Annotated in this window: 30 protein-coding genes and 1 pseudogene; 17 read left to right on the top strand and 14 right to left on the bottom strand. The window is 64.1% G+C overall.

The genetic code is table 11. From position 1 onward, the window contains the following. The first annotated feature begins 55 nt into the window (after positions 1-55). Both FIU81_RS04605 and FIU81_RS04600 read left to right on the top strand, forming a co-directional pair. A complete protein-coding gene (locus FIU81_RS04605; protein ID WP_124112326.1) occupies positions 56-388 on the top strand; it encodes a hypothetical protein in 333 nt (110 codons plus the stop codon). 36 nt (positions 389-424) lie between these two features. Continuing rightward, positions 425-919: a copper chaperone PCu(A)C gene (locus tag FIU81_RS04600; protein WP_124112325.1), complete on the top strand. Its 495-nt coding sequence runs from the start codon at positions 425-427 to the stop codon at positions 917-919. A 6-nt stretch (positions 920-925) separates the two neighbouring features. Here the strand turns inward: FIU81_RS04600 and FIU81_RS04595 are convergent, their stop codons facing one another. Then, positions 926-1,477: a 5-formyltetrahydrofolate cyclo-ligase gene (locus tag FIU81_RS04595; protein WP_124112324.1), complete on the bottom strand. Its 552-nt coding sequence runs from the start codon at positions 1,475-1,477 to the stop codon at positions 926-928. Positions 1,478-1,529: 52 nt separating this feature from the next. Further along, complete coding sequence (mgtE, locus tag FIU81_RS04590; protein WP_124112323.1) at positions 1,530-2,909, bottom strand: magnesium transporter; 1,380 nt, start codon at positions 2,907-2,909, stop codon at positions 1,530-1,532. Positions 2,910-3,078: 169 nt separating this feature from the next. On the opposite strand from mgtE, the gene guaD reads away from it, so the two are divergent. After that, positions 3,079-4,377 carry a guanine deaminase gene (gene guaD, locus FIU81_RS04585; RefSeq protein WP_124112322.1) on the top strand — a complete coding sequence of 433 codons (1,299 nt, stop codon included), beginning with the start codon at positions 3,079-3,081 and terminating at the stop codon, positions 4,375-4,377. Here the strand turns inward: guaD and FIU81_RS04580 are convergent. The 3 genes from FIU81_RS04580 to FIU81_RS04570 are packed head-to-tail and all read right to left on the bottom strand — an operon-like array spanning position 4,374 to position 6,922. Then, positions 4,374-5,711 carry an 8-oxoguanine deaminase gene (locus FIU81_RS04580; RefSeq protein ID WP_124112321.1) on the bottom strand — a complete coding sequence of 446 codons (1,338 nt, stop codon included), beginning with the start codon at positions 5,709-5,711 and terminating at the stop codon, positions 4,374-4,376. The two genes, guaD and FIU81_RS04580, sit on opposite strands and share 4 nt — an antisense overlap. After that, entirely contained in the window at positions 5,708-6,505 is a 798-nt protein-coding gene (locus FIU81_RS04575) for an inositol monophosphatase family protein (RefSeq protein ID WP_124112320.1), read from the bottom strand. Before FIU81_RS04575 ends, FIU81_RS04580 begins: the two co-directional genes overlap by 4 nt. Positions 6,506-6,550: 45 nt before the next feature. Next, on the bottom strand, positions 6,551-6,922 hold the full coding sequence (locus FIU81_RS04570) for a helix-turn-helix domain-containing protein (RefSeq protein WP_124112319.1): 372 nt from the start codon (positions 6,920-6,922) through the stop codon (positions 6,551-6,553). A 183-nt stretch (positions 6,923-7,105) separates the two neighbouring features. Here FIU81_RS04570 and FIU81_RS04565 point away from each other — a divergent pair, with 183 nt between their 5' ends. Next, positions 7,106-8,068, top strand: a complete 963-nt coding sequence (locus FIU81_RS04565; protein ID WP_124112318.1) for an NADPH:quinone oxidoreductase family protein — start codon at positions 7,106-7,108, stop codon at positions 8,066-8,068. After that, positions 8,065-8,934: a homocysteine S-methyltransferase family protein gene (locus FIU81_RS04560; RefSeq protein ID WP_124112317.1), complete on the top strand. Its 870-nt coding sequence runs from the start codon at positions 8,065-8,067 to the stop codon at positions 8,932-8,934. The genes FIU81_RS04565 and FIU81_RS04560 overlap by 4 nt, the downstream gene beginning before the upstream one ends. A 3-nt stretch (positions 8,935-8,937) precedes the next feature. On the opposite strand, the gene FIU81_RS04555 is transcribed toward FIU81_RS04560, so the two are convergent. Then, positions 8,938-9,849: a LysR family transcriptional regulator gene (locus tag FIU81_RS04555; RefSeq protein WP_254695997.1), complete on the bottom strand. Its 912-nt coding sequence runs from the start codon at positions 9,847-9,849 to the stop codon at positions 8,938-8,940. Between the two features lie 89 nt (positions 9,850-9,938). On the opposite strand from FIU81_RS04555, the gene FIU81_RS04550 reads away from it, so the two are divergent. From FIU81_RS04550 to FIU81_RS04540, 3 genes are all read left to right on the top strand, one after another. Beyond that, a complete protein-coding gene (locus FIU81_RS04550; RefSeq protein ID WP_124112315.1) occupies positions 9,939-10,142 on the top strand; it encodes a DUF1127 domain-containing protein in 204 nt (67 codons plus the stop codon). Positions 10,143-10,254: 112 nt separating this feature from the next. Beyond that, positions 10,255-10,998, top strand: coding sequence for a Bax inhibitor-1/YccA family protein (locus tag FIU81_RS04545; RefSeq protein WP_124112314.1), 744 nt, complete (start codon positions 10,255-10,257; stop codon positions 10,996-10,998). A gap of 25 nt (positions 10,999-11,023) precedes the next feature. Further along, on the top strand, positions 11,024-12,223 hold the full coding sequence (locus FIU81_RS04540; RefSeq protein ID WP_148085642.1) for a PAS domain-containing sensor histidine kinase: 1,200 nt from the start codon (positions 11,024-11,026) through the stop codon (positions 12,221-12,223). A gap of 55 nt (positions 12,224-12,278) precedes the next feature. On the opposite strand, the gene FIU81_RS04535 is transcribed toward FIU81_RS04540, so the two are convergent. Further along, entirely contained in the window at positions 12,279-13,937 is a 1,659-nt protein-coding gene (locus tag FIU81_RS04535; protein ID WP_124112312.1) for an NAD+ synthase, read from the bottom strand. A 161-nt stretch (positions 13,938-14,098) separates the two neighbouring features. Here FIU81_RS04535 and FIU81_RS04530 point away from each other — a divergent pair, with 161 nt between their 5' ends. Genes FIU81_RS04530 through FIU81_RS04515 form a run of 4 tightly spaced genes read left to right on the top strand, consistent with a single transcriptional unit; the run spans position 14,099 to position 18,247 of the window. Further along, positions 14,099-15,565, top strand: a complete 1,467-nt coding sequence (locus FIU81_RS04530) for a 2-isopropylmalate synthase (protein ID WP_254695996.1) — start codon at positions 14,099-14,101, stop codon at positions 15,563-15,565. Between the two features lie 60 nt (positions 15,566-15,625). Further along, positions 15,626-16,618, top strand: coding sequence for an LLM class flavin-dependent oxidoreductase (locus tag FIU81_RS04525; RefSeq protein WP_124112310.1), 993 nt, complete (start codon positions 15,626-15,628; stop codon positions 16,616-16,618). A gap of 16 nt (positions 16,619-16,634) precedes the next feature. Then, a complete protein-coding gene (gene rpe, locus FIU81_RS04520) occupies positions 16,635-17,321 on the top strand; it encodes a ribulose-phosphate 3-epimerase (RefSeq protein ID WP_124112309.1) in 687 nt (228 codons plus the stop codon). Then, positions 17,318-18,247, top strand: a complete 930-nt coding sequence (locus FIU81_RS04515; RefSeq protein WP_124112308.1) for an NAD(P)H-binding protein — start codon at positions 17,318-17,320, stop codon at positions 18,245-18,247. Before rpe ends, FIU81_RS04515 begins: the two co-directional genes overlap by 4 nt. Here the strand turns inward: FIU81_RS04515 and FIU81_RS04510 are convergent. Continuing rightward, positions 18,244-19,443 carry an NAD(P)/FAD-dependent oxidoreductase gene (locus FIU81_RS04510; protein ID WP_124112307.1) on the bottom strand — a complete coding sequence of 400 codons (1,200 nt, stop codon included), beginning with the start codon at positions 19,441-19,443 and terminating at the stop codon, positions 18,244-18,246. The genes FIU81_RS04515 and FIU81_RS04510 overlap by 4 nt on opposite strands. A gap of 105 nt (positions 19,444-19,548) precedes the next feature. Here FIU81_RS04510 and FIU81_RS04505 point away from each other — a divergent pair, with 105 nt between their 5' ends. The 3 genes from FIU81_RS04505 to FIU81_RS04495 are packed head-to-tail and all read left to right on the top strand — an operon-like array spanning position 19,549 to position 21,705. Beyond that, entirely contained in the window at positions 19,549-20,253 is a 705-nt protein-coding gene (locus tag FIU81_RS04505; RefSeq protein ID WP_124112306.1) for an ABC transporter permease, read from the top strand. After that, positions 20,240-20,923, top strand: a complete 684-nt coding sequence (locus FIU81_RS04500; protein ID WP_124112305.1) for an ATP-binding cassette domain-containing protein — start codon at positions 20,240-20,242, stop codon at positions 20,921-20,923. The genes FIU81_RS04505 and FIU81_RS04500 overlap by 14 nt, the downstream gene beginning before the upstream one ends. Next, complete coding sequence (locus FIU81_RS04495) at positions 20,923-21,705, top strand: substrate-binding domain-containing protein (protein ID WP_124112467.1); 783 nt, start codon at positions 20,923-20,925, stop codon at positions 21,703-21,705. The genes FIU81_RS04500 and FIU81_RS04495 overlap by 1 nt, the downstream gene beginning before the upstream one ends. Here FIU81_RS04495 and FIU81_RS04490 read toward each other — a convergent pair whose 3' ends face one another. The 5 genes and pseudogenes from FIU81_RS04490 to FIU81_RS04475 all read right to left on the bottom strand — a co-directional run. Then, positions 21,706-22,539 carry an arginyltransferase gene (locus tag FIU81_RS04490; RefSeq protein WP_124112304.1) on the bottom strand — a complete coding sequence of 278 codons (834 nt, stop codon included), beginning with the start codon at positions 22,537-22,539 and terminating at the stop codon, positions 21,706-21,708. Between the two features lie 69 nt (positions 22,540-22,608). Beyond that, positions 22,609-23,124 carry an RDD family protein gene (locus tag FIU81_RS04485; RefSeq protein ID WP_320414791.1) on the bottom strand — a complete coding sequence of 172 codons (516 nt, stop codon included), beginning with the start codon at positions 23,122-23,124 and terminating at the stop codon, positions 22,609-22,611. A 19-nt stretch (positions 23,125-23,143) separates the two neighbouring features. Then, complete coding sequence (locus tag FIU81_RS04480) at positions 23,144-23,548, bottom strand: DUF2852 domain-containing protein (protein ID WP_124112303.1); 405 nt, start codon at positions 23,546-23,548, stop codon at positions 23,144-23,146. A gap of 87 nt (positions 23,549-23,635) precedes the next feature. Further along, positions 23,636-23,992, bottom strand: a complete 357-nt coding sequence (locus FIU81_RS16850; RefSeq protein WP_216644299.1) for a hypothetical protein — start codon at positions 23,990-23,992, stop codon at positions 23,636-23,638. Beyond that, positions 23,955-24,059 (bottom strand): annotated as a pseudogene (locus FIU81_RS04475) (IS5/IS1182 family transposase); the annotation flags it as partial. The gene FIU81_RS16850 and the pseudogene FIU81_RS04475, both read right to left, overlap by 38 nt. A 79-nt stretch (positions 24,060-24,138) precedes the next feature. Here FIU81_RS04475 and FIU81_RS16935 point away from each other — a divergent pair. Both FIU81_RS16935 and FIU81_RS16930 read left to right on the top strand, forming a co-directional pair. Continuing rightward, complete coding sequence (locus FIU81_RS16935; RefSeq protein ID WP_254695995.1) at positions 24,139-24,327, top strand: hypothetical protein; 189 nt, start codon at positions 24,139-24,141, stop codon at positions 24,325-24,327. Next, positions 24,327-24,485 (top strand): HAD hydrolase-like protein, encoded by a 159-nt coding sequence (locus FIU81_RS16930; RefSeq protein WP_254695994.1) that lies wholly within the window; start codon positions 24,327-24,329, stop codon positions 24,483-24,485. The genes FIU81_RS16935 and FIU81_RS16930 overlap by 1 nt, the downstream gene beginning before the upstream one ends. 36 nt (positions 24,486-24,521) lie before the next feature. Here FIU81_RS16930 and FIU81_RS04465 read toward each other — a convergent pair whose 3' ends face one another. Continuing rightward, complete coding sequence (locus tag FIU81_RS04465) at positions 24,522-25,757, bottom strand: glycerophosphodiester phosphodiesterase family protein (RefSeq protein ID WP_124112302.1); 1,236 nt, start codon at positions 25,755-25,757, stop codon at positions 24,522-24,524. Between the last annotated feature and the right edge of the window lie 44 nt (positions 25,758-25,801).

Here is a 25,801-nt window from a genome sequence, read left to right as displayed (position 1 = left end):
CGGTGCGACGCGAACGCGCTGGTCGTGGCGCGCGCGCTGTCGTATCCCCCGCGCCATGACCCGCCTACTCGCCCTCGTGATGTCCGTATCGCTGCTGCTGCCCGCTTTCGGCGGCGCGCTTGCTGTGCTGGCGGGCGCTCAGTCGGTGGTGCTGTGCATCGGGTCCGAACGCGTGCGCGTCACGCTCGACGCCGACGGCATGCCGGTCGAGACCGTCGCCGCAAGCGACCACGACTGCCTGATCGCGCCAACGCTTGATGCCAGCGTGCGTAGCGCACCGCCGACACAGATTGGGACGTCGTTCACCAGCGCATGGATGACCCTGCCCCCCTTCGCCACGGACGCCGTCGATCTGAACCCGGCCCGCGCGCCACCCCTGTCTGCCTGATCCAAACTTTCCATCAGACAGAACAGGACCCATCCCATGAAACTGCTCCTATCGACCGTCGCAGCGGCCCTCTGCGCGACCGCCCTTTCCGCACACGACTACAGCGTTGGCAAAATCACCATTAACCACCCCTACATCGCCGAAAGCGCCGGAATGGCCCGCACCGCGGCGGGCTACATGACCGTCACCAACGCAGGCGACACGCCGGACCGGCTGATCGCGGCCCGGGCCGAAGGCGTGCCGACCACCATGATCCATGAGACCGTCATGGAGGGCGACATCGCCAAGATGATGCATCTGGAAGCCGTCGAGATCGGCGCAGGCGAAAGCATCATCTTCCAGCCCGCCGGACGCCACGTGATGTTCATGGGACTGGACGGAACGCCCCTGAAGGATGGCGACACGCTGAACGCCACGCTTGTCTTCGAGACCGCTGGAGACGTTGACGTGACCTTCAACGTCGAACCCCGCGATGGCACGGCGATGGATCACGAGGGCATGGATCACGGCAACATGCCCGCCACCAACTGAACACCCTTAGCCGGGAACGATCACCTCCCGCTCGGTCACGATCTGATCGAGCGGGGCATCCGTTGCCTCCTGCACCAAGGCGTCAGCCTCTTGCGCAGCATAGGCAAAGCCGATGGCGGTGACGGGGCCAGCCGCGCGCAATTCCGCCAACGTCCGGTCGTAGAACCCGCCGCCATACCCCAGCCGTCCGCCGGACCGATCGAACGCCACCAGCGGCACGATCAGCACGTCCGGCACCAGCCATGCCCCCGACGCGGGCACCATCGCCCCGAAGGCGCCCGCTTGCATGGCGCAACCGGGCGACCATTTCCGAAATCGCAACGGCAGGCCGTCGCCGTCGATCACCGGCAGGCAGACCGGCCCGTCATGCGCCGCCATCGCTGGCGTCGGGTCGATCTCTGTCCCGATCGGAGCATACCCGGCAACCGCGCGGCCCCGATGCCCTTGCAGCACCTCGATCAAGCGATCCGCGCAACCCGGCCCGGCCGCCGCGTGCGCCACCTTGCGCCGCGCCAAAGCCGCCTTTCGCGCCAGTGCCTTATCCGCAGCCAGACTCATCCGTCTTTGCTTTCACAAATACCCAAATCCATCCTCACCAACCGCGCACGGCCTAAAGCAGCACCAGCCCGGCCAATCCAAGGAATGCGAAGAACCCGACCACATCGGTCACCGTTGTCACGAACGTCCCAGACGCCAACGCCGGGTCCACGCCTGCCTTGTCCATGCAGATCGGCACCAGAACTCCGGCGAGCCCGGCCACGATCAAGTTGATGACCATCGCCGCGGCGATCACCACGCCCAGCATCGGGCTGCCAAACCAGATCACACTGACGATCCCGATGATGACCGCGAAGGCCAGCCCGTTCAGAAAACCCGCCATCACCTCACGTCGTACGACCCGCCAGCCGTTCGATCCGGTCAGATCGCGCGTGGCGATGGCGCGCACGGCCACGGTCATCGACTGTGTGCCCGCGTTGCCGCCCATGGACGCCACGATGGGCATCAGAACCGCCAAAGCGACGACGGCGGCCAACACATCTTCGAACTGCGCGATGACCAGTGACGCCAGGATCGCGGTTCCCAAGTTCACCAAAAGCCATGGAAACCGCACCTTGGCGATCTGCAGAGTGCGGTCCGCGATGCTTTCGTCACCGACACCGGCCAGGAGCAGCAAGTCTTCCTCGTTCTCTTCGGACAGCACCGTCATCGCGTCGTCGATGGTGATGACGCCGACCAACCGCTCGTCTTCATCGACGACAGGAGCAGAGATCAGGTGATACTGGTTGAACGCGTAGGCGACGTCCTCCTCGTCCTGCGTGGCCGGAATGGTACGATAGCTCGGCTCTAGCAATTCTTTCAGCGGCGTGACGCGATCCGATGACATGACCTTGCCCAGCGTCACCTGCCCGACAGGCCGAAAGCGCGGATCGACCAGCACAATGTGATAGAACTGCTCCGGCAGATCGAGCGAGGCGCGCATGAAGTCGATGGCATCGCCCACTGTCCAATGCTCGGGCGCGGTCACCACCTCTCGCTGCATCAAGCGGCCAGCGGACCCGTCCGGGAACGACAGGGCGCGCTCGATGGCGATCCGGTCGGGTCGTTCGAGAGCCTCCAGGATGGCTTCCTGCTGCGGTTCTTCAAGGTCCTCCAGCAGGTCGACCACATCGTCCGACTCAAGCCCGCGCACCGCGCCCGTCAACACCTCTGGCGATAGCGTCCGGATGATGTCTTCCCGCAGGCCCTCATCCAGTTCGGACAGCACCGCCCCGTCGAAATCGTGACCCAGCATGTGGATCAAACGGTGGCGCGGGCTTTCGTCCAACTGTTCCAGAAGGTCGGCGATGTCGGCCGGGTGCATCGGCTCCATCGCGGCCATCAAGCGGTCGCGGTCCTCGGCGTCGACGGCATCCCGCACCTCTCGGATCGTCTCACGATCCAGCGCGTAGGCGTCGTCTTCCTGCTCGACCGCTTCTTCAATCTCCGCCATTGCGTTGTCCTTCTGTCGGGTCCGTCTTTGGCACGTGATGTAGGCCGGGCGCGCGCTTGGGGAAAGCGAAGACAAGCGCGCAAGGTAAAGCTTCTATCGCGATCCGCACTGGTATGACTTCGCAATCTGCCCCTCGCAAAAGGTCCTGCTTTCGCGTTAGCTCCCGGTCATGGCCCAGCTTCTTACCGGACACCTCCTGCGCTTCGTCGCCGACCCGTTCACCGCGCCCATCAAGGCGGCGGTGGTTCACGACACGCATGGCGCGATACGCATCGAGGACGGTCGCATCGCTGCGGCTGGCCCCGTCGACACGGTCGACCGCACCGATGCCGAGCACATTGACCTTGGCGATCGCCTTCTGATCCCCGGCTTCGTCGACGCTCACATGCATTATCCCCAGACCGGGATCATCGCGGCGTGGGGCAAGCGCCTGATCGACTGGCTGAACACCTACACCTTCCCTGAAGAGATGCGCTTCGGCGATCCGACTTATGCGCGCAAGCAGGCCGATTTGACGCTCGACCTGGCGCTGGCGCACGGCACCACCACGCTGACCAGCTTTTGCACGATCCATCCCGCCAGCGTCGACGCATGGTTCGAAGCCGCGGCCGCGCGCAACATGGCCACCGTCGCGGGCAAGACGTGCATGGACCGCAACGCGCCCGATGGTCTGCGCGATACGCCACAATCCGCCTACGACGACAGCGCGGCCCTGCTGGCCAAGTGGCACGGCACGGGCCGCGCGCGCTACGCCATCACGCCGCGATTCACACCGACCTCGACGCCGGACCAGCTTGAAGCGCTTGGCGCGCTCTGGGCCGCCAATCCCAGCTGCGCGATGCAGACGCATCTGTCCGAACAGAGAGATGAGATCGCATGGGTCCGCGACCTGCATCCCGAAGCCAGTGACTACCTGCAGACCTACGAGCAGCACGGTCTGATCGGCCCCGGAGCCCTGTTCGGCCACGCGATCCACCTGGAGCCGCGAGAGCGGGACCTTCTGCGGGAAACAGGATCGGCGGTAGTCCATTGCCCGACCTCCAACACCTTCATTGGGTCAGGCCTGTTCGACGCCGCGCGCACGATTACCGACGGGATCACCACCGGGCTGGCAACCGACACCGGCGGTGGATCGTCCTTTTCCATGCTGCGCACCATGGCCGCCGCCTACGAGATCGGCCAGTTGTCCGGCACCGCCCTGCACCCCGCGCAACTGCTGTGGCTCGCCACCGAAGGTTCTGCCCGCGCGCTGAGGATGCAGGACAGGACCGGCACGCTCGCACCCGGTTCGGACGCGGACATCATCGCGCTCGACCTGTCCTCTACCCCCGCCATCGCCCAGCGCAGTGGGCGGGCGGAGAACATATGGGAAGCGATTTTCCCAACGATCATGATGGGCGATGACCGTGCCATCGCGGATGTTTGGGTCGCGGGCGAACGGGTTGCGCGCACGCCTGAGGGCAATTAGCCCGCCAACTCAAGCGCCAAGGTGCGCTGGCGTTCCAGCACCGCGCCAAGATCAATCGTCGCCATCTGCCCGTCGCGCACCACCCGACGGCCTTCGACGAAGAGGTCGCGCACCTTTCGCGGGCCCGCCAGCAGCAGTGCGCCCGCGTCCCAGGATCCTGCCGCCTCGACACCGCGCATGTCCCAGATCGCCAGATCGGCGCGCTTGCCAACGGCCACCTGCCCGCAGTCGTCGCGGCCCAGAACTTCCGCCCCGCCACGCGTGGCCAACCGCAGCGCCGCGCGGGCCGACATGGCATCGGCCCCGCCGGCCACACGCTGCAACAACATCGCCTGCCGTGCTTCGGACACCAGATCACCGCTGTCGTTCGACGCACTACCGTCCACGCCCAGCCCGACGCGCACGCCTGCGTCCAGCATTGCCCGCACTGGTGCGATCCCCGAGCCAAGGCGACAGTTCGAGCACGGACAATGCGCCACGCCGGTGCGGGTGCGCGCGAACAGGTCGATCTCTGACCCGTCCAGCTTGACGCAATGCGCGTGCCAGACGTCTTCGCCGGTCCAACCCAGATCCTGTGCGTATTGCCCCGGACGGCAGCCGAACCGCTCTAGCGAATAGGCCACATCTTCGTCGTTCTCGGCCAGATGGGTGTGCAGCATGACACCCTTGTCGCGGGCCAAAAGGGCCGCGTCACGCATCAGCTCACGGCTGACGGAGAAGGGAGAACAGGGTGCAATGCCGACGCGGCACATGGATCCGGGGGCCGCGTCGTGAAACGCATCCACGACGCGGATGCAGTCATTCAGGATCGCGTCCTCGGCTTCCACCAGCGCATCGGGCGGCAGCCCGCCGTCGCTTTCCCCTATGGACATGGCACCGCGCGTGGGGTGGAAGCGCAAACCGACCTCTGCCGCCGCGTGGATCGTATCCTCTAGCCGCGCGCCGTTTGGGAACAGGTACAGGTGATCGGACGACAGCGTGCAGCCCGACAGCGCCAGTTCCGCCAGCCCGGTCAGCGCCGACACCCGCATATGTTCCGGCCCCATGCGCGCCCAGATCGGGTAGAGCATCTGTAGCCACCCGAACAGTAGCGCGTCCTGCGCGCCGGGGACTGCGCGGGTCATGGATTGGTAAAGGTGGTGGTGCGTGTTCACGAGGCCGGGCGTCACCAAGCAGCCATCGGCCAGAACCACCTCTGCCCCCGCGGCGCCCAGCGCGGTCCCGATCTCTGCGATCACGCCGCCCGACAGGCGAATGTCGTGCCTCTTCAGTTCGGTCTCGGCGTCATCCATCGTCAGCACCAGATCGGCGCCCCGGATCAGGATGTCACTCATGCCAGCAACGCCAGCGCCTCGGCGTGGATGTCCGCATTGGCCGCGGCGATCACGCGCCCGCCGTGCTGCGCGGGGCCGCCCGTCCAGTCGGTGACGATCCCGCCTGCCGCCTGCACGACCGCCATGGGCCCCCCGATATCGTAGGGTTGCAGTTGCGCTTCTATCACCAAGTCGATCTGGCCCAGCGCCAGCAGGGCATATGCGTAGCAATCCAGCCCGTAGCGCGTCAGCTTCGCCTGCGCGGCGACGCGCGCGAAAGCCGCGCCTTCCTCTGCGGTGCCGACCTCGGGGAAAGTGGTCATCAGGGTCGCATCGGAGAGTGGCCGCGCGGCGCGGGTGCGCATGGACCGCTCACCCCCCGGTCCGGACACGTGTGCACCGTTCGGACCACCGAAAAAGCGCTCACCTATGTGGGGTTGGTCGATCAGGCCAAGAATCGGGCCGTCGGCGTCGGACACCGCCACCAGAACGCCCCATGTGGGCGCGCCCGAAATGTAGGCGCGCGTGCCGTCTATCGGATCGAGCACCCAGGTCAGACCGGTAGAGCCGTCCAGCGTGCCAAATTCCTCGCCCAGAATGCCATCATCCGGGCGAAGCTTGGCCAGCACGGCGCGCATCGCCCGTTCGGCGGCGCGGTCGCCTTCGGTGACGGGATCGAAGCCCCCGTCTTCCTTAGAGGCAACATCGACATCGGCGCGGAAATGCGCCAGCGTCGCAGGGCGCGCGGCGTCGGCCAAAGCGTGCGCGCAGGCCGCAATGCTGGCGATCAAATCGGTATCTTGGCGGAACGTCATGAAACCGGGCTAGGCACTCGGCCCGGCCCGGTCAAGCGGCTGTGCTTACGCGGCGGACGACAGCACGCGCGCCAGCTCGAACAGGCGGCGCCGCTGCAACTCGGGGATCGCGTAGTAAGACCGCACAAGCTCCATCGCTTCGCGATCGGCCATCAGGTCAGCGGGTACACCGTTTACGGTACCCTCGGACTCTGTCTCCGCCTGCAGGCCGTCGAAAAAGAACTCAACCGCCACATCCAACGCTTCACCGATGTCCCAAAGACGGGAGGCGCTGACGCGGTTCATCCCGGTCTCGTATTTCTGAATCTGCTGGAACTTGATACCAACTTTCTCGGCCAGTTGCTGCTGGGTCATCCCAGTCATCCAACGGCGCTGACGGATACGCGTGCCCACATGCACATCGACCGGATGTTTCACTCTCGTTCTCCCGCAACCTCTTCAGTTGTGCTTTGGTCTGTCAAAACACGTTATGCGACAACCTGCCTATCGGGACAGGTAAGCCAGAGAACGTGACAGACCATCCCGAAGTCGATGGGGCGTTTCGGTTCTTGCGTCGTTGCCATAGCCTGTGAGTCGGACACCGTTGAAGGAGACCTGAAATTGCGCGCCTTTCAAGTCACAGACCACGCTATCGCCCCGTCTTTGCAAGATGTTCCAGACCCCCATCCCAACCCGGGTGAGGTACTGGTCCGCGTCCACGCGTGCGGATTGAACTTTGCAGATATACTTGTGGCAAAGGGGACGTACCAAGACATCCCCCCCCTGCCCGCAACACTTGGAATGGAGTTGGCGGGCGAGGTCGTGTCGTTGGGCGAGGGCGTGACCACTCGCGCAGTGGGCGACCGCGTGGCCGTCAACGCAGGTCATGGCGGGCTGGCAGAATTTGGGGCCTTCGTAGTGGACACAACCGTTCCGCTGCCCGATGCCATGCCCTTCACCGACGCCGCTGCCTTCATGGTCGCCTACGGCACATCGCATCTGGGCCTGACCCGGCGCGCACGGTTGCAGAAAGGCGAGCGACTGGTTGTGCTGGGGGCCGCAGGCGGTGTCGGGCTGACGGCGGTGGAAATAGGTGCTGCGCTAGGGGCGGAAGTCGTCGCCGTCGCGCGCGGCGCCGACAAGCTGGCGGTCGCGAAAGACGCCGGGGCGCACCATCTGATCGACAGCGAGACCACCGATCTGCGGGAAGCTTTAAAGGAGCTGGGCGGCGCGGATGTTGTCTACGATCCGGTCGGCGGCGACTTGACTGTGGCCGCCATCCGCGCCTGCAACCCGGAGGCGCGCGTTCTGATCATCGGCTTCGCCAGTGGCGACCTGCCCAAGATCGCTGCGAACCACCTGCTGGTGAAGAATATTGACGTGATCGGCTACTACTGGGGGGCCTACCGCGCCTTTGCGCCGCAGGTGCTGTCGGACAGCTTGTCAGAGCTGTTGCAATGGTATTCTGAAGGACGGCTGACCCCGCATGTCAGCAAAACCTTCCCCCTGGAACAGGCGGGCGATGCGATGGATTTTCTGAAATCCCGCAAATCGACCGGCAAAGTCGTGGTGACGATGGAATGAGCATAACGATCCTAGATGGTGGCATGGGCCAGGAACTGGTGCGCCGCGCAGGCCGCGCGACGCCCTTGTGGTCGACGCAGGCGCTTCTGGATGCGCCGGAAATCGTGCGCGCCGTGCACGATGATTTTTTCGCCGCCGGTGCCGACATCGCCACGACCGACACCTATTCCGTCCTGCCGTCGCGGTTGGAACCGCAGGGGCTGGAGGATCGTCTGGAAGACCTTGCGCGTGTCGCCTGCGAGGTCGCGGTCGCGTCGCGCGATGCCCACGGTTCCGGCTTGGTGGCCGGTGGTCTGGGCCCGCTCGGGTTCTCGTATCGCCCCGATCTGGCGCCGCCCCCTGATGAGGCCGCAGAGACCTACGCCCGTCTTGCGCGCCTTCACGCACCCTATGTGGACCTGCACTTGGCCGAGACGATGGGTTCGGTCGACGAAGCACGCGGCGCGCTGATGGGCATGGGCGTGACGGGAAAGCCGGTTTGGGTCGCGCTGACATTGATGGATGATGACGGCACCCGGCTCCGCTCTGGCGAGCCGTTGGCGGACATCGCTCCCTTGCTGCAAGAGTTTAAGCCCCAAGCCGTTTTGCTGAACTGCTCCTGGCCCGAAGCGATTGGCGACGGTCTGAAAGTGCTCGCCCCCTTGGGCGTGCCCTGCGGCGCCTATGCCAACGGCTTCACACGAATCGCCGAAGGATTCGATCGGGTCGGCGCGACCGTCGATCTGCTAGAAGCCCGCCGCGATCTGGACCCGGTCGCCTACGCCGAGCACGCGCAGGCGTGGCGTGACACCGGTGCCACGATCATCGGTGGTTGCTGCGAAATTGGCCCGGACCACATCGCCGAACTCTCCCGCCGCTTCGCCTGATCCCTACTCTGCCGCCATCGGCACGCGCGCCAACCGCGCGTAGTTGTCCCGCAGCAGCGTGGCCAGCGCATCCGACACCTGACTTTGCAGCCGAGATGAGCGGTAAAGGTTGATGTTCTGGTCCGGCAAGGCCGGCAGATCACAGGTGTCCGGCACCTTGGCGATCCCGCGCGGCAGCGTCTGGTCGAGAATCACGTAGACAGCCAGGTCGGCCATCACCGCAACCTCTGCCGCGCGGTCGGACGCCGAATCGACGACCGAATGCCAGTCGATCCCTGCCCCATCCAGCCGCGATTTGGCGATAGGGCTGAAAATACAGTTGCGACAGAAGGCGAAGCTAAGCGGTCGGGTGCGGTGCGCCGTGCCGTTCTGCGCGCCCGCCCAGACCAGCGGCAGCGTCAGCAAGGTCTCGGCCCCGTCATCCAGCGTCTCTTCGGTGGTCAGGATCGCATCACATTCACCGCGCCGGAACATATCCTTCAGCGTGCGCGTGGGCAGGGAGAGAAGCCGCACGCGCAGGCGCGGATAGCGCTGTGCGAAGGCCGCAAGAAACGGCGGAATCGCCGGATACAGGATGTCGTGCGGCACGCCCAACACGATCTCTCCCTCGAACGCATCATCAGTCATGCGGGCGACGGCCTCGTCGTTCAGCACCAGCATCCGGCGCGCGTAACTGAGCAGCTGATCGCCTGTGGGGGTCAGCGCAACGGTGCGCGCAGAGCGATCCAGAAGCGCCACGCCCAGCGACTCCTCCAGCCGCTTGAGCTGCATGGAAACGGCCGATTGCGTCAGGTTCAGATGCCCCGCCGCGCGCGTCACGCCGCCGACTTCGGCAACGGTCACGAAAGAGCGCAGAGCCGTCAGGTCCAGATTTCTCATTGCATCAGAATCCGTGATGATCACCGTCAGAAACATTCGTTTCACAAATGCTATTCGCTTTGCAATACCCATCATCGAAATTGATGCGATCCGAAGTTTGCATCACAGAACGACGGAGAAATCAGATGACGACCCTAGCCCAAAGCCATATCCAATCTCGCCGCCGCGACCGCGTCGGCCTGCTGCGCTACTGGCAGCTATATCGGGAGCGTGCGCAGCTTGCCGGGCTGGACGCCACTGCCCTGCGCGACATAGGTATCGACGCCACCGCGGCCCGTACCGAAGCCACCCGCCCGGTCTGGGATGCGCCCGATCACTGGAGCCGGTGAAAAGCCGCCAATTCAGGCGTTTCGCCATCTTGAACAGAGGCCATTAGCTGCCAATATACCATCCGAGGGTTTCCAGGGACGGAAGCCCGCGGATCAACATCTGGAGGCTTCAATGGCTGAACAACAGACGATCCGTGCGGGCGCGGGCACGCGCACCGCGCAGATCGATGAGGGGCTTCGCGCCCATATGAACAAGGTCTACGGCATCATGTCCGTAGGCATGCTGATGACCTTTGCCGCAGCTTGGGCGATCTCTGGTCTTGCGGTCGACGACTCGGGTAATCTGACCCAGCTCGGCACGGCGCTCTACGCCTCGCCGCTGAAATGGTTGGTGATGTTCGCGCCGCTGATCATGGTGTTCGCCTTCGGCGCCGCCATCAACCGTATCTCTGCCGCCGGCGCACAGACCTTCTTCTACGTCTTCGCAGTGCTGATGGGCCTGTCGATCTCATCCATTTTCCTGGTGTTCACCGGCTACTCCATCGCGCAGACCTTCTTGGTGACGGCTGTCGCCTTCGCGGGCCTGTCTCTTTGGGGATACACCACGAAGAAGGACATTTCGGGCTGGGGCACCTTCCTGATCATGGGTGTGATCGGTCTGATCGTGGCGTCCATCGTCAACATCTTCTTGGGCTCGCCAGCGATTGCCTTCGCGGTATCGGTTCTGGGTGTGCTGATCTTCGCGGGTCTGACAGCCTATGACACCCAGAAGATCAAGACGGACTACATTCAGCACGCGCAGTCGATGGATCAGGAATGGCTGGCGAAGTCGGCGATCATGGGGGCGCTGAACCTCTATCTCGACTTCATCAACCTGTTCATGTTCCTGCTGTCCTTCATGGGTCAACGCGAATAATCCGACCGAAACTACGTTGAATGCGATGCAACCCGCCGGCGAAATCCGGCGGGTTTTTCGTATTCAACGTGCAGGCGCTAACGCTACGGTAAGCATTCTTCGCCATACTGCACCCAACGACATCGGGAGTGCAGCGATGACAGTGAAATTGGCGACAGCCTGCGATTTCCGCGCCCTCGACGCAGTCGGAAACCCGGTCTTTGTGATCCGGCGCGATGTAAATGGGGCGGACCATATGATCCACCTGAACGCATCCTACCGCGACATCGTCGGCGAGCAGGCAAACGCCATGCTGGGCCCCGTAGCAGAGGTATTCCCTGCCCGACTTGCAGACAGCTTGCGGCGCAACTGCACTGATGCGCTGAATTCCCCCGCGCCGATCGTCGTTGATGAACTCTTGGCCATCGCTGGAAAGCAAGGGTGGTGGCGCACCACATTGACCCGCGATCCGGCGGACCATGACCGGGTGATCGGCTCTGCCGTGAATATCACGGATCTGGAAGCACGCGGAGAATCGCTGACCCGTAGGCTGGCCGACAGCCATGAACGTCTGGACGAACTCGGCACCGTCGCCGCCCTGACGGCGCATGACACCCGCGCGCCGTTGGCCAATGTGGTCTCCCTGATCGAAATCGTACTGGAGGGCTTTCAAGATCTGGGCGACGGCCGCGCGGATATTCTGCGCAGTTGCAAGATCGTGGCGGTCAAAGCGCTCGACTCGGTAGAAGCATTGATGTCGCGCGTCGGCAGCGCCGCACCATCAGTTCGCAGGTTGGATCGGGTGGACCTGTCTCGCACATGCAGAGAGATCGCCGCAATCGTCGATCCCATGAAGCGATTAGATATAACCTACCCGGACACGGCGGTGATGACCGATGTCGTGATCCTGCAAGTCACCTTGCGCAACCTCTTGGACAATGCGGCACGCTATGCGCGCAGTCGCATCGCGATTTCGATCGAAGCGGAGAACGACAATCATCTGAACATCGTTGTGGCGGATGACGGCCCGGGGTTTCCAGATGGTATCGACCCTACCCACAGCATCGACGGCGTGACGCCGATCACCGGGAAGCGTGGTTATGGCATGCAGGCTGTCGCCCGATTATTGCGCGGTTGCGGTGGTTCGCTCTGCCCCATCGCACCGCGCTTCGGGACGGGCGCGACTGTGCGGATTCATCTGCCGGGAATGATTATTTCAGATACGCGGATGAGCAAGACCGCGTGACGCGTGCCGCACCAATGAACGAGGCAAGGTGTATAGCTGTTTTTACCGCGGCCCGTCAGGTCGGGTCGCGCCAGCGGTTCACGATGGGATAGCGCCGGTCCAGCCAGAACGCGCGCGGGGTCAGGCGCGCACCGGGGGCCGACTGGAACCGCTTGTATTCGCTGATGTAGATCAGTTTCTCGATCTTCTTCACCTCGTCGCGATCATGGCCCGCGTCGACCACTTCCGCCACGCTTTCTTCGCGGTCGATCAGCCGCTCCAGAATATCGTCGAGTACGGAATACGGCGGCAGTGAATCCTCGTCCTTCTGATCGGCGCGCAGCTCTGCGGTGGGGGGCTTGTCGATGATGCCGGGCGCGATCACCTCGCCCGTTGGCCCCATCATCCAGTCGCGGTGGTTGGCGTTGCGCCAGCGGCAGGTTTCGAACACGCGGGTTTTATACATGTCCTTGATCGGATTGTAGCCGCCTGACATGTCGCCGTAGATCGTGGCGTAGCCCACCGCGACCTCTGACTTGTTGCCGGTGGTCAGGAGCATTTCCCCGAACTTGTTGGAAAGCGCCATGAGCGTCACGCCGCGCAGACGGGATTGGATGTTCTCTTCGGTCACATCCTCTGTCAGCCCATCGAACAGCGGCGCCAAGGCGTCGCGCATGGCCTGACGGGGGCCTTCGATGCTGATTTCGTTCAACCGGCAGCCCAGCGCTTTCGCGACCGCCGCCGCGTCGTCGAGTGACGCCTGCGAGGTAAACTCTGACGGCAGCATCACGCAGCGCACGTTGTCGGGGCCCAGTGCGTCGGCGGCGATCACCGCGACGATGGCGCTGTCGATCCCCCCCGAAAGCCCCAGCAACACCTTGGAGAAACCCGCCTTGCCGCAATAGTCGCGCAAGGATTCGACCATGACGCGGTAGTCGCTTTCCCACTCATCCGGCAGGGCGGCCTTATCGCCAGGAACGGCACGCCAGCCATCGTCGCCACGCTCGAAGTCCACATGGGTCACCGCACTGTCGCAGAACGGCATTTGTACCGCCAAAGCGCCGCCGGGGTTCAGCACAAAGGACGCGCCGTCGAACACCTGATCGTCCTGTCCGCCCACCATGTTCAGGTAGGCCATCGGCAGTCCCGTCTCGACCACGCGCCCAACCATATGGCCCAAGCGCAGATCGTGCTTATGCCGGTGGTAGGGTGACCCGTTCGGCACCAGCAGGATCTCTGCCCCGCTTTCGGCCAGCGCCTCGGCCACGTCTTCGTGCCACGCGTCCTCGCAGATGGGCGACCCGATGCGCACGCCGTTCACGCTGAAGGGGCCGGTGATCGGGCCGTGGTCGTAGATGCGCTTTTCGTCGAAAACCGCCTTGTTCGGCAGGTGATGCTTCAGAACCCGCGCCGTGATCTTCCCACCCTGACAGATGAAATAGGCGTTATACAGCATGTCGCCGTAGGCGTAGGGCCCCCCGATCGCCAAGGCGGGGCCGTCCGCGCAGTCGCGGGCCAGCGCCTCGACCGCGTCCATCGCCGCCGTCCCGAAAACGGGCTTCATCACAAGGTCCTGGATCTGATAGCCGGTGATGAACATCTCTGGCAGCGCCACAAGATCGGCGCCCGCCTCCCGCCCTTGTTCCCAGGCATCGCGGGCCAGCGCGGCGTTTCCGGCAATATCGCCGACAACGGGATTCAATTGTGCAAGCGTCAGGCGGAAACGGTCGGTCATGGCGGCTCCTTCGTATAAGGTAGCGACGTATCAGACCGGGCCGCGATGGGAAGGGCATGCGTCGATGCACGGGGCGGGTGAAAAGCGTTGCGGGTGACCCGGACGCTCGTTACTTTCCCGGAACTTGCCGTAAACCAACCCAAAACGACGTGGAGAGTCCCTTGCGCCATCCGATCATCGGCCTCGCCCTGACTGTAACGCTTGCCACCGCCGCCCATGCGCAGGACGGTGAGGTGCGGACGTATCAATATGAGGACGGCGGCGTCTACGAGGGCACCTTCACCGACGGCAAGCAGGACGGCACCGGCACCTACCGCCTGCCGAACGGCTTCGAGTACACCGGCGACTGGGTCATGGGCGAGATTCGCGGCACCGGCACCGCCCGTTTCCCCGATGGTTCGGTCTACGAGGGTGAGTTCCTGTCCGGCAAACCCCACGGCACCGGGGGCGTCACCTACCCCGACGGTTCGACCTATGAAGGCGACTGGCTGGCGGGTGTGATCGAAGGCGAAGGCGTCGCCACCTATGAAAACGGATCGCGCTATGAAGGCAGCTTCCGCAACGCTCGCCGCCACGGGCGCGGCACGCTGACGACCGACGCGGGCTACGTCTATGACGGCGAGTGGTCCAGCGGCGAAAAGGACGGCACCGGCACGATCACCTACCCCGACGGCGCGGTCTACACCGGCGAGATGGCCGACGATCAGCGCAGCGGCACCGGCACGCTGGAAACGCCCGACGGCCTAGTCTACGAAGGCCAGTGGAGCGGGGATGAGATTACCGGCAGCGGTACGCTGACCCTGCCCGACGGCGACGTCTACACCGGCGCGTTTGAATCCGGACAACGCCAAGGTGCGGGTCGCGTCGAATACGCGAACGGCGATGTCTACGAAGGCCAGTTCGCCGCCGATCTGCGCGAAGGCACGGGCACCTTCACGCGCCCCTCCGGCTACACCTACACCGGTGAATGGGTCGCCGGGCGGATCGAAGGTCAAGGCACGGCCACCTACACCGACGGTGCGGTCTATGAAGGCAGCTTCCGCGCTGATTTGCCGGAAGGTCAGGGAACGATCACCTACCCCGACGGCACGATCTACGAAGGCGAATGGTCCGAAGGGCTGATCGACGGCAGTGGCCAGGCGACCTATCCCGGCGGCGCCGTCTACGAAGGCCAGTTCGTCGATGGCGAACGTGAGGGCACCGGCACGCTGACCCTGCCAGACGGCACCACCTACGAGGGCGACTTCGTTGATGGTGCGCGCGAAGGTCAGGGCACGGCGACCTTTCCCGATGGCGCGGTCTACGAGGGCGGATTCACCGCCGACCAGCGCAACGGTCAGGGCACGATCACCTACGCGGATGGGTCGACCTACGAGGGCGAGTGGGTCGATGGCCGGATCGAAGGCGAAGGTGTCGCGACCTATGCGACGGGCGATGTCTACACGGGCAATTTCGTGGACGGACAGCGCGAGGGTCAGGGCCGCATCGTCTATGCGGACGGTGAAGAGCAAGCCGGCGTCTGGACCTCTGGTGCGTTGACCGAGCCAGAGATCACGGAGACGGCCGAGCCTGAGGCAAACGGCGCTGATGCCGACGCCAACGTCGAAGAACCGACCGACGCGAACTGATCCCTGCCGGATGACATGGCCCCCGAACGCTCCCATATGGTGGTGAAAGGAGTCTTTGCCATGCGTTATTCCATCCTCGATCTGTCGAACGTCCCCGAGGGCCGCACCGCCGCCGATGCCATCGCGAACAGCGTCGATCTGGCCCGCCATGCAGAGCAATGGGGCTATCACCGCTATTGGCTGGCCGAGCATCACAATATGGAAGGCATCGCCTCTGCCGCGACGGCGATCCTGATCGGCCATATCGCGGGCGCGACGCGCTCGATCCGCGTTGGCGCTGGCGGAATCATGTTGGGCAACCACATGCCTTTGGCCGTCGCCGAACAGTTCGGCACGCTGGCGACGATGTATCCGAACCGCATTGATCTTGGCCTTGGCCGCGCGCCGGGTGGCGACATGAACGTCATGCGTGCGATGTATCGCCCCGGTCGCGATGACTTCCCCACGGATGTGGCACAACTTCAGGCCTTGCTTGGCCCCACTCGCCCCGGTGCGCCATTGCGTGCGATACCGGGCGAGGCGACAGAGGTGCCGCTGTGGATCCTCGGCTCTTCCCTTTACGGTGCGCAATTCGCCGCGCAGCAGGGCCTGCCCTACGCCTTCGCCTCCCACTTCGCGCCCGACGCGCTGGAAGATGCCTTCGCCGTCTACCGCGACCGCTTCCAACCGTCGAAGCAGCAGGCAACGCCCCACGCGATGCTGGCGATCAACGTCTTTGCAGCCGACACCGAACAAGAGGCACGCCGTCTGCGCAGCTCCATGCAGCAAGCTTTTGCCAACCTGCGATCCGGCAACCCCGGCAAGCTGCCTGCTCCGGTGGACGACATCGAGGCCGTGCTCGGCACCCAGATGACCCGCGCCATCGACCAAGCCTTGCGCGTCACCGCCTGCGGCACCCGCGATCAGGTGCGCGACCAGATCGCGGCGCTGATCGAGGCACACAACCCGGATGAGATCATCCTGACCGGTGGCATCCACGACCACACCGCGCGCCTGCGCTCTTTCGAACTCGCCGCTGACGCCGTGCAATCCCTGACCGCGCTTGCCGCCTGAACAACCGGACCACCCCATGCCCATCAAGATCGCCCCCTCAATCCTGTCTGCCGATTTCGCAAATTTCGGGGCTGAGATCCGCGCGATAGAGGATCAGGGGGCGGATTGGGTCCACATCGACGTGATGGACGGACACTTCGTTCCGAACCTGACCTTCGGCGCTCCGGCGGTGAAGGCGTTTCGCCCGCACGTGAAAACGGTGATGGACGTTCACCTGATGATCTCTCCGGTGGACGCCTATATCGGCGCCTACGCCGACGCGGGCGCAGATATCCTGACCGCCCATGTCGAGGCCGGCCCCCACATCCACCGCACGCTTCAGGCGATCCGCGCGGCGGGCATGAAAGCCGGTGTCGCTCTGAACCCCGGCACCCCAGCCGAAGCTGTGGAGCATGTGCTGGACCTGACGGACCTGATCTGCGTGATGACGGTGAACCCTGGTTTCGGCGGGCAAAGCTTCATCGACATGACCGCCAAGATCGCCCGACTGCGTGCCATGTGCGCAGGCCGCGATATATTGATCGAGATCGACGGCGGCGTGACGACCGACACCGCGCCGCTGGTCGCCAAGGCGGGTGCCGATGTGCTGGTCGCCGGGTCGGCGGTGTTCAAGGACGGATCGGTGGACGCGCCGGATATCTACGGGCGCAATATCGCCGCGATCCGCAAAGCCGCCGACGGGGCCACGGCGACACTGGCGTGAGTCACGTCCTGCTGCTCGGCGCGACCGGCACCATCGGTCGCGCCACCGCTGCGGCGCTTTTGGAGCGCGGGCATCGCGTCACGGCGCTGATCCGACCGGGATCGACCGCGCCGATAGGATGCGAGTGCATCCACGCGGCACTGGCTGAGTGGCCCGCAGCGATCGCCGCCATTCGCCCGCAGGCGCTGGTCTCTTGCCTTGCCTCTCGTACCGGCGCGCCCGCCGACGCGTGGGCCATAGATCACGCAGCGACGGTCGCAGCCATCGACGCGGCGCAAGCGGATCACGTGGTTCTCCTCTCCGCGCTTTGCGTTCAGGAACCCGCACTGGCCTTCCAGCACGCTAAGTTGGCGACCGAGAAGCACCTGATCGCCAGCGGAGCCCGGTATTCCATCGTGCGCCCGACCGCCTTTTTCAAATCCCTGTCCGGCCAGATTGGCCGCGTGCAGGCAGGCAAGCCGTTCCTTGTGTTCGGTGACGGACAACTCACGGCCTGCAAGCCGATCTCTGACCGCGATCTGGCCGCCTACCTTGCCGATTGCCTGACCGATCCGGCCCGTGCCAACCGCATTTTGCCCATCGGCGGCCCCGGCCCCGCGATCACGCCGTTGGATCAAGTGGCGATGCTGTCGCGCTTGCTGGGACGCGAAGTGCCGGTCCGGCATGTGCCTTTGCGCCTGATGGGCGGCATCATCGGCGCGCTATCGATGGCGGGCACCATGTCGCCACGCCTACGCGCCAAGGCCGAACTCGCGCGGATCGGTCGCTTTTACGCCACGCGCTCCATGCTGGTGAGAGACCCGGAAACGGGCCGCTACGACGCCGATGCTACGCCGGAAACCGGCACCGACACACTGGCCGACCATTACGCAGCGCGGCTGTCAGGCGAAGCGGCGGACGACCGGGGCGATCACGCGGTGTTCTAGATCACCGCCTGTTCGACGACCGTGCGCTGTTCCGACACCCTGCCCCATCCCAGTTCTGATAGGTCCAGAGTGCGGTAGCCACCGGTACCGATCAACTCGGACAATCCCCGCCCGACTGCCGGGCTATGTTGCAAGCCGTGGCCCGAAAAACCGTTGGCGAAAAAAAGATTGTCCACGTCAGGATGCGCGCCGATGATCGCGTTGCGGTCCAGCACGTTCCAATCGTATTGCCCCGCCCACATGGATCGCAGGCGGATCGCCTGGAAGGCTTCGGATCGCCCGGCGAGCGTCGGCCAGATGATATCCTCGAACTCGTCATGCCGCGGGTCCAGATCGTCGGGGTCCGCCGCCGGATCGGGGGTTGGCGTCGCACCCGCAATGAAACCGGTGCCTTCCGGGCGGCAGTAGACGCCGGAGGGGTCGATCATCAGCGGCAGGCGCCCTTCATTGACCGTCGCGCTGCCTTCGGGCGACATCCGGCAATCGAACGCGAAGACCGTGCGCTTGCGCGGCTCTACCGGAAGGGTGATCCCCGCCATCGCCGCGATCTGTGCCGCGCGGCATCCGGCGGCGTTCACGACCGAGCCGCAGGACAATCGGCGGCCAGAGGCGAGCGCAACACCCGTGACGCGCGCGTCCTGCCGATCCAGCGCCACAACCTCGTCCCGCAGGAACGTCGCGCCCTGTGCGCGGGCCTTGACGCGCAGGCCGGACAGCAAGGTCGCGCCGTCGAACCACCCCTCTGCCGCGCCACCGTAGGATGCGAGCGTCAGGTCATCGGTACGTAGATGAGGAAACGCGGTCGCGACCTGATCGGGCGACCACAACGCCGTTTCGGCCCCCGCGCCGATCTGAACGGCGTGATTGGCGTGCAAGACCTGCGCCTGTGCATCGGTCGCGGCGAGGAACAGGTAGCCGCCCGCGCGGAAGCCGACGTCCGGGCCAAGCCCATCCACGCCCATCGCACGCGGGAAGTCCTCCAGGAACGTCCGTCCAAAGGCGCTAAGACGCACGTTCAGCGCCGTAGAGAACTGCAACCGCAGTGAGCCCGCCGAAAGGGTCGTCGCGGCCCGCGCGTAGCTGGGATCACGTTCGATCACAGCGACACGGGCGTCGGTGTCGCGGGTCAGGAAATAGGCCGTCGCGGCCCCTACGGCAGCGCCGCCTATGATTACGGTGTCGAAGCTTTCGGTCATTCTCGCAGCTAGCCCTGCGGTGGCTGGGTTGGCAATCGCACCCTTGCACCCGCTGGCCTCAAGTGCATGTTGCACCTTTGATTTCAACGCCGGGCGGGCCCAAAAATGCAGGATTTCGGCACGGCCTTTTCGCTCGCGCTTTCGCTGATCCTCAGCGGCGATGCGGATCTGCTGGAGATCGTCGGCCTGTCGATCTACGTCAGCCTGACGGCCACGCTGGCTGCCTTGCTTCTTGGCCTACCTTCCGGCGCTGCATTGGCCATTCTGCGATTCCCGGGGCGTGGCACCGCGACCGGTGTCGTCAATGCGCTGATGGGCCTGCCGCCCGTGGTCGTCGGGCTGATCGTCTACATGGGCCTGTCGCGCGCCGGGCCATTGGGATTCCTCGGGCTGCTTTATTCGCCCACGGCCATGATCGTGGCGCAGACGATCCTGATCACGCCCATCGTCGCGGCATTGGCGCGGCAGGTCATCGCGGACCTTCACGCCGAATATGCCGAAACGTTCCGCTCCCTCGCCATTCCGCCCAGCGCCGTGCTGCGCGCCTGCCTGTGGGACGCTCGATTTGCCTTGGTGACAGTCGCTCTAGCCGGGTTCGGGCGCGCGGTGGCAGAGGTCGGCGCGGTGATGATCGTCGGCGGCAATATCGACCACCTGACGCGGGTGATGACGACCGCCATCGCTTTGGAGACATCGCGAGGGGAGTTGGCCTTGGCCTTGGCGCTGGGCCTAATCCTTCTGGTCCTGGCGCTGGCAGTGAACATCGCCGCGCAAGGGCTGCGGTTGGGAGAGGCACGTGCCCGTGGATAGTGTGCTGCCCCTGATCGTGCGCGATTTGCGGTTAGAGCGGGACGGCACGTCGCTGCTGAACGGGATCGACGCGACGATTGACGCACCCGGCATCACGGTCGTCATGGGGCCGAATGGGGCGGGCAAGTCGTTGTTTCTGAAGTGCCTGCACGGATTGCAGGTGCCCAGCTCCGGGACGGTGACATGGCCCGGCCCGCCACCGCGTCAGGCGATGGTGTTCCAGCATCCGGTGCTGCTGCGCCGCTCGGTGGCCGCGAACCTTGATTTCGTGACGCGAGATCGCGGCAAGCGAGACACCCTTCTCGACCGTGTCGGCTTGTCGGACAGGGCACGCCAACCCGCCCGCGCGCTGTCGGGAGGTGAACAACAACGACTGGCCTTTGCCCGCGCGCTGGCTACCGATCCGCAGGTCTTGTTCTTGGATGAGCCGACCGCCAGCTTGGACCCGTCTTCGACCGCCGGGATCGAGACGTTGGTGCAAGGGGCCGCGCGCGCTGGCACCAAGGTGATTTTCGTCACCCACGACACCGGACAGGCAAGGCGGTTGGCGGATGATGTCCTGTTTTTGCACCAGGGCCGCTTGACCGAACACAGCCACGCCGCAGATTTCTTCACGCAGCCCGAAAGTTCACCCGCCGCTGCATTCCTTGCCGGAGACCTACCCTTATGATGTTACGCACCCTGTCCGCGCTGGCCCTGCTGGCCGCCCCTGTCCACGCCGATGTGCTGGTTCAGTCCACGACGTCGACCGCCAATTCCGGTCTATACGACCACCTTCTCCCGATTTTCACCGACGAAACCGGGATCGACGTGAATGTCGTGGCCGTGGGTACTGGGCAGGCGATCAAGAACGCGATGAATTGCGACGGTGACGTGCTGCTGGTCCACGCCAAAGCGCGGGAGGAGGCCTTCGTGGCCGAGGGCTACGGCACCGAGCGGCGCGACGTGATGTACAACGATTTCGTTATCGTCGGCCCCGAAGCCGATCCTGCCGGGATTAATGGTGAAGAAGATGCTTCGGCTGCGCTGACCGCCATCGCCGAGGCCGAAGCGCCCTTCGTTTCACGCGGAGATAACAGCGGCACGCATACTGCCGAGCTGTCGCTGTGGGACGCCGCCGGAATGGAACCCGAGGGCGCGTGGTATCGCGAAACCGGGTCGGGCATGGGGGCGACGCTGAATGTCGGCGTCGGCATGGGCGCCTACGCGCTGACCGACCGGGCGACTTGGGTGACCTTCGGCAACAAGGGCGACATCGGGGTTCTGGTGCAGGGAGATCCGGCACTGTTCAACCAATACGGGGTGATCCCGGTCAGCGTAGAGGCCTGCCCATCGGTCAACGTGGAAGAGGCTCAGGTTTTCGCGGACTGGCTGGTTTCCGACGCCGGGCAGCAGGCCATCGGGGCATTCACGGTAGAAGGCGAGCAGCTTTTCGTGCCGAACGCCGAATAGCTAGTCGTGGCGGGACATCACGTCGGGCAGGTCCAGCTTTGCGACCTGCTCGGCGATGGGGTCGGTGGACAGCGGGTGCATTTCAGACTCGTGGTCCTTCGGGTCGCCGATGTCTTGCCACTGGCCGCCCTTGAAGATCTCGACCGAGTCGAACTTGGCTTTGTAGCCCATCTTCTCTGACCCAGGCACCCAGTAGCCGAGGTAGACGTACGGCAGCCCGGCGGCGCGGGCGATTTCGACGTGGTCGAGGATCGCGTAGGTGCCCAGGGACAGTTGCGGCACGCCCGGATCGTAGAACGAATAGACCATCGACAGTCCATCTTCGAGCACGTCGGTCAGGCAAACCGCGACCAGGTCGGCTTCCCCCGTGTCGGGGTCGGGGCGGTTGTATTCGATGACCCGACTGCGCACCGGGGTCTCTTCGATCATCGCCGCGAACTCGAAGATATCCATGTCGGCCATGCCGCCATCGGCGTGGCGCGAATCCAGGTAATCGCGGAACAGGGCGTATTGCGCCTCGGTCGCCCACGGGGCGTTGGCGCTGCGCGTGACCTGCGCACTGCGCTTCAAGATACGACGCTGCGTGCGCGATGGCGTGAAGTCGGCCACGCGGATGCGCGCCGAGATGCAGGCCGCGCATTCCGTGCAGGACGGGCGATAGAGCACGTTCTGGCTGCGGCGGAAGCCCTGCTTCGACAGGCTGTCGTTCAACATGCCCGCCTCGTCACCCTGAAGAGCGGTAAACAGCTTCCGCTCGACCCGATCGGCCAAATAAGGGCACGGCTGTGGGGCCGTTACATAAAATTGAGGCGCGATGGGCAGTGTATGTCGCATGGGTCTCCGGCGGGCAGCAGCTAATGGACGGTAACGCGCCTTTTCCTGCGCGCAACCCCCCGGATAAGGCTAGTCGAGCGCCGCGCGATTGATTGCCGCAGACCCCAGCACCATGTCCGTCAGCCCCTGCCCCCGCGCGGTGCCGATCATCAGCGCACCGGACATCAGTTGCAGCGGGAAGATCACGATCTGCGTCGTGTAGCCCAGCGTGTGCAACAAGGCTTGGCCGAAATCGAACCGCTGACCTTGCGCGTCGCGCAGCTCGACCGACATGGCGCGCATTCCCGGCGTGCCGGACAGGCGCGCAATGGATGCAGTCCGGTAGGCGATCCCGACGACCATGTAGAACACGGGGAAGTAGAAGATCGAGGTGAACAGCGTCAGCGGCGTCAAGAGAACCGACAGCACCGTGATGATGACGACGTCGATCACCCATGCGACAGCGCGCTTAGTGGTCGTGTCCTCGTAGAATGCCGCTTGGGCAAAGGGGTCTGGCAATGCGGTTTGGGCGGTCTGGGTCATCATGTCCTCGAAGATAAGCGATGGGCCCGCCGTTTTGAAGGCGACGGACCCCGTAGTGGTCATGTTGCGGACGATGTGACGCTTATGCAGCGTCGGGCGTGTTGTCCTTGCGGTCGCGGTCTTCCATGAACTGGTCGAACTCGGCCTTGTCGCGCGCCTCGCGCAGACGCTTCAGGAAGTCCTCGAACGCGGCCTGCTCCTCTTCCAACCGGCGGAGGGTATCGGCGCGGTAGGCATCGAACGCGGCATTCCCGGTCGGCGTCTGGCGCATGGCGCTTTTCCGCATCCCGCAGCTGCCAGAGCGGCCCAGCGAGAACTTGTTCTGCCAGACCATATAGCCCAGCAGTGCCAGACCGACCGGCCAGACGAAGATGAAGCCCGCCACCATGGCGGCGATCCAGGCGAAGCGCCCGCGCTGATCCAGCCAGCCTTCGGCTTTCTGCAGCGGATTGCGTTGGACGATCGGGGCGTCGGCATAGCTGGTCATCGGTATCTCCTTCGTGATGTTAATGTGTTTCACATGATCAAGATGGGAGCCGGATGCGGACCGCGCAAGATCCAATGTGAAAGACTTTCACATAAATCGCGCAGCCATCTGATTTTCAGCAGAATTTTTGTAGCCGGGGAAATTTTTCCTGAGCTGAAGTATTATCGACCCAAAGCCTCCGAAGCCGGTAAAGTGGCTTAATATCAAAAGCATAGGCAGGATCAGGTCACGGATACGTACCTTTGCGATGTTACCAATCCGGTGTGATCCCGAATAATTCGGACCGTCCTTTATGCCTCTGTTATCGTATCGCTTTTTGGTGACGTGTGGCGAAGCATCATAGCGGATTGGTAAACTACTGTCTCGGAAGGCGTGACCGCAAGTCTGGCTGACGATCTGAGCGCGTCGATCTGAACTTGCGCTCATCGACACGGGGACGGCCATGGCTCTTCGGGAAATACGGACGAAGACGCGCCATTTGCGCCTCTGTAAGCCAGAACAGGTTGCTCATGCTTGCGGTCACCTCGCGGAGCCTGAACCATGACCAACGTCGGCATTCAATGGGTCCCGAGCCTACCGAAATACGCTCCGTGATCGTCGGCAACCCAGGTATTGTCGACCCGCTCGAGGACGGACTGTCGTGCGAACCCGGCCACTACGCCCATCAACTGGCCGACCTCACCGGGATCGCGCCTGTGTTTCCTGGCACGCCCTTTGCAAATATCTATCGACTGGCGTTGGACCGTCTGCCCCACATCCCAAATCCATTCACGTTCTGATGGTGGGCGACACGTTGCACACCGATATCCGCCGCGGGCGGCACATGGGCTTCGCGACGGCGCTGGTTACCGGGTTCGGATCGCTGGTGGGGCTGAACGTGGATGATGCCATCAAGCAGGCTGGAATCGTGCCCGACTTCATCGTCGATCGGTTATAAGGCCCGCGGCGAACGCATCCGCCACGGGCCGCAGCATCACAAATCCATGCAATTGGCGTAGAATGTCACGGTCGCGGGCCAGTCAGAGAACACACCGGTCACGCCCACATCCTGCGCCAACGCATCGAGCACGGTCAGGTAGCCCTCGTCTCCGTCGACGACATCGCTGACCGATTGGAAGTACCAGCCGCCGCCACCTGCCAGCGGACCGGAGCGCTCCAGCGACCATGCGATGATTTCCAGATCGGCTTCTGTCGCGGCTTCCGCGTATGGAGAGGGCACCATCTCGCCCGCGTCATTCACTGTCAGCAGCATCCAGATCGGCGGCGCGATGTAATTTACGCCCATCTCCTTCAGCTCGGCCATGGTGGGCTTGAAGGTCGCCGGATCCATCGGGTCGATCAGGCCTTCGTCGTCGTCCTCGGCTTCGTAGCGGTCATCAAGGTAGACCGCCTGCGCGCCGAAGTCAGTGCTGTCGATCCAATACTGAACGTCGCTCAGATTGAAGCTTTGCAGCCAAACGTCCTCTGGCGGCACGCCTGCGGCGATGTATTCGTCCACCAGCTTCTGAGCATAGTCTTCCTGGCTGAAGCCATCGAACGGCATCTCGACCGATGCAGCCTTTAGCTCTGGCGTGAACTTGGCACCAAGGTCTTGGAACAGTGCGATGGATTCGGCGTGGGTCATCAGCTGTGCGCCATCGGAATAGAGCGTGGTCCGGAAGGGCGCGACGCCGCCAAGGTATTCTTCCGCCGTCGTGGCGGACGCGTCGGCAGCGTCCATCTTCGGCTCAAGCGTCCGGAACTCTTTCAGCGTGATCTCGGACGTGCGGCACTCTGCCGTGGCATCGCCACCATCTCCGGCGGGCGTAAACGGCGTAACACAGGTCGAGGCCAGATCCGTCGTCACGATGTTCGTCGTGGTGTGCAGATCGTTCTGCGCGTGGCGGCAGACCAGTTCCTTGTCGGATGTGAAGGTCACGTCACATTCCAAGATGCCCGCCCCTTGCTGAGCTGCGGCGCGATTGGCCTCCACCGTATGCTCGGGGAACATCAGCGGCGCACCGCGGTGGCCGATGGAGAAGTCGGTGCGCCGGGGCGTCTGGTCAAGGCAAGCCTCTAGCGTGGTCTTCAGCTCTCCATCGGGAAGCTTGTCCACAAGGTAGGCGGGCCGCTGGCCGTAGCTTATGGCGGGACCGGTCGGGGCGGCCTCTTGGGCGTGTCCTGCCAGCGGGGCGCCTACGGCCAAGGCCAGCATGATCGGATATCGCATCGTGTCACTCCATGAATGGTCTTCCCGGCAAGCCTAACGCGCCT

Source organism: Palleronia sp. THAF1 (genome assembly GCF_009363795.1).
Classification (GTDB): domain Bacteria; phylum Pseudomonadota; class Alphaproteobacteria; order Rhodobacterales; family Rhodobacteraceae; genus Palleronia.
Note: the sequence above shows the minus strand (reverse complement) of the source record. Positions and strands in the feature narration are given on the sequence as shown.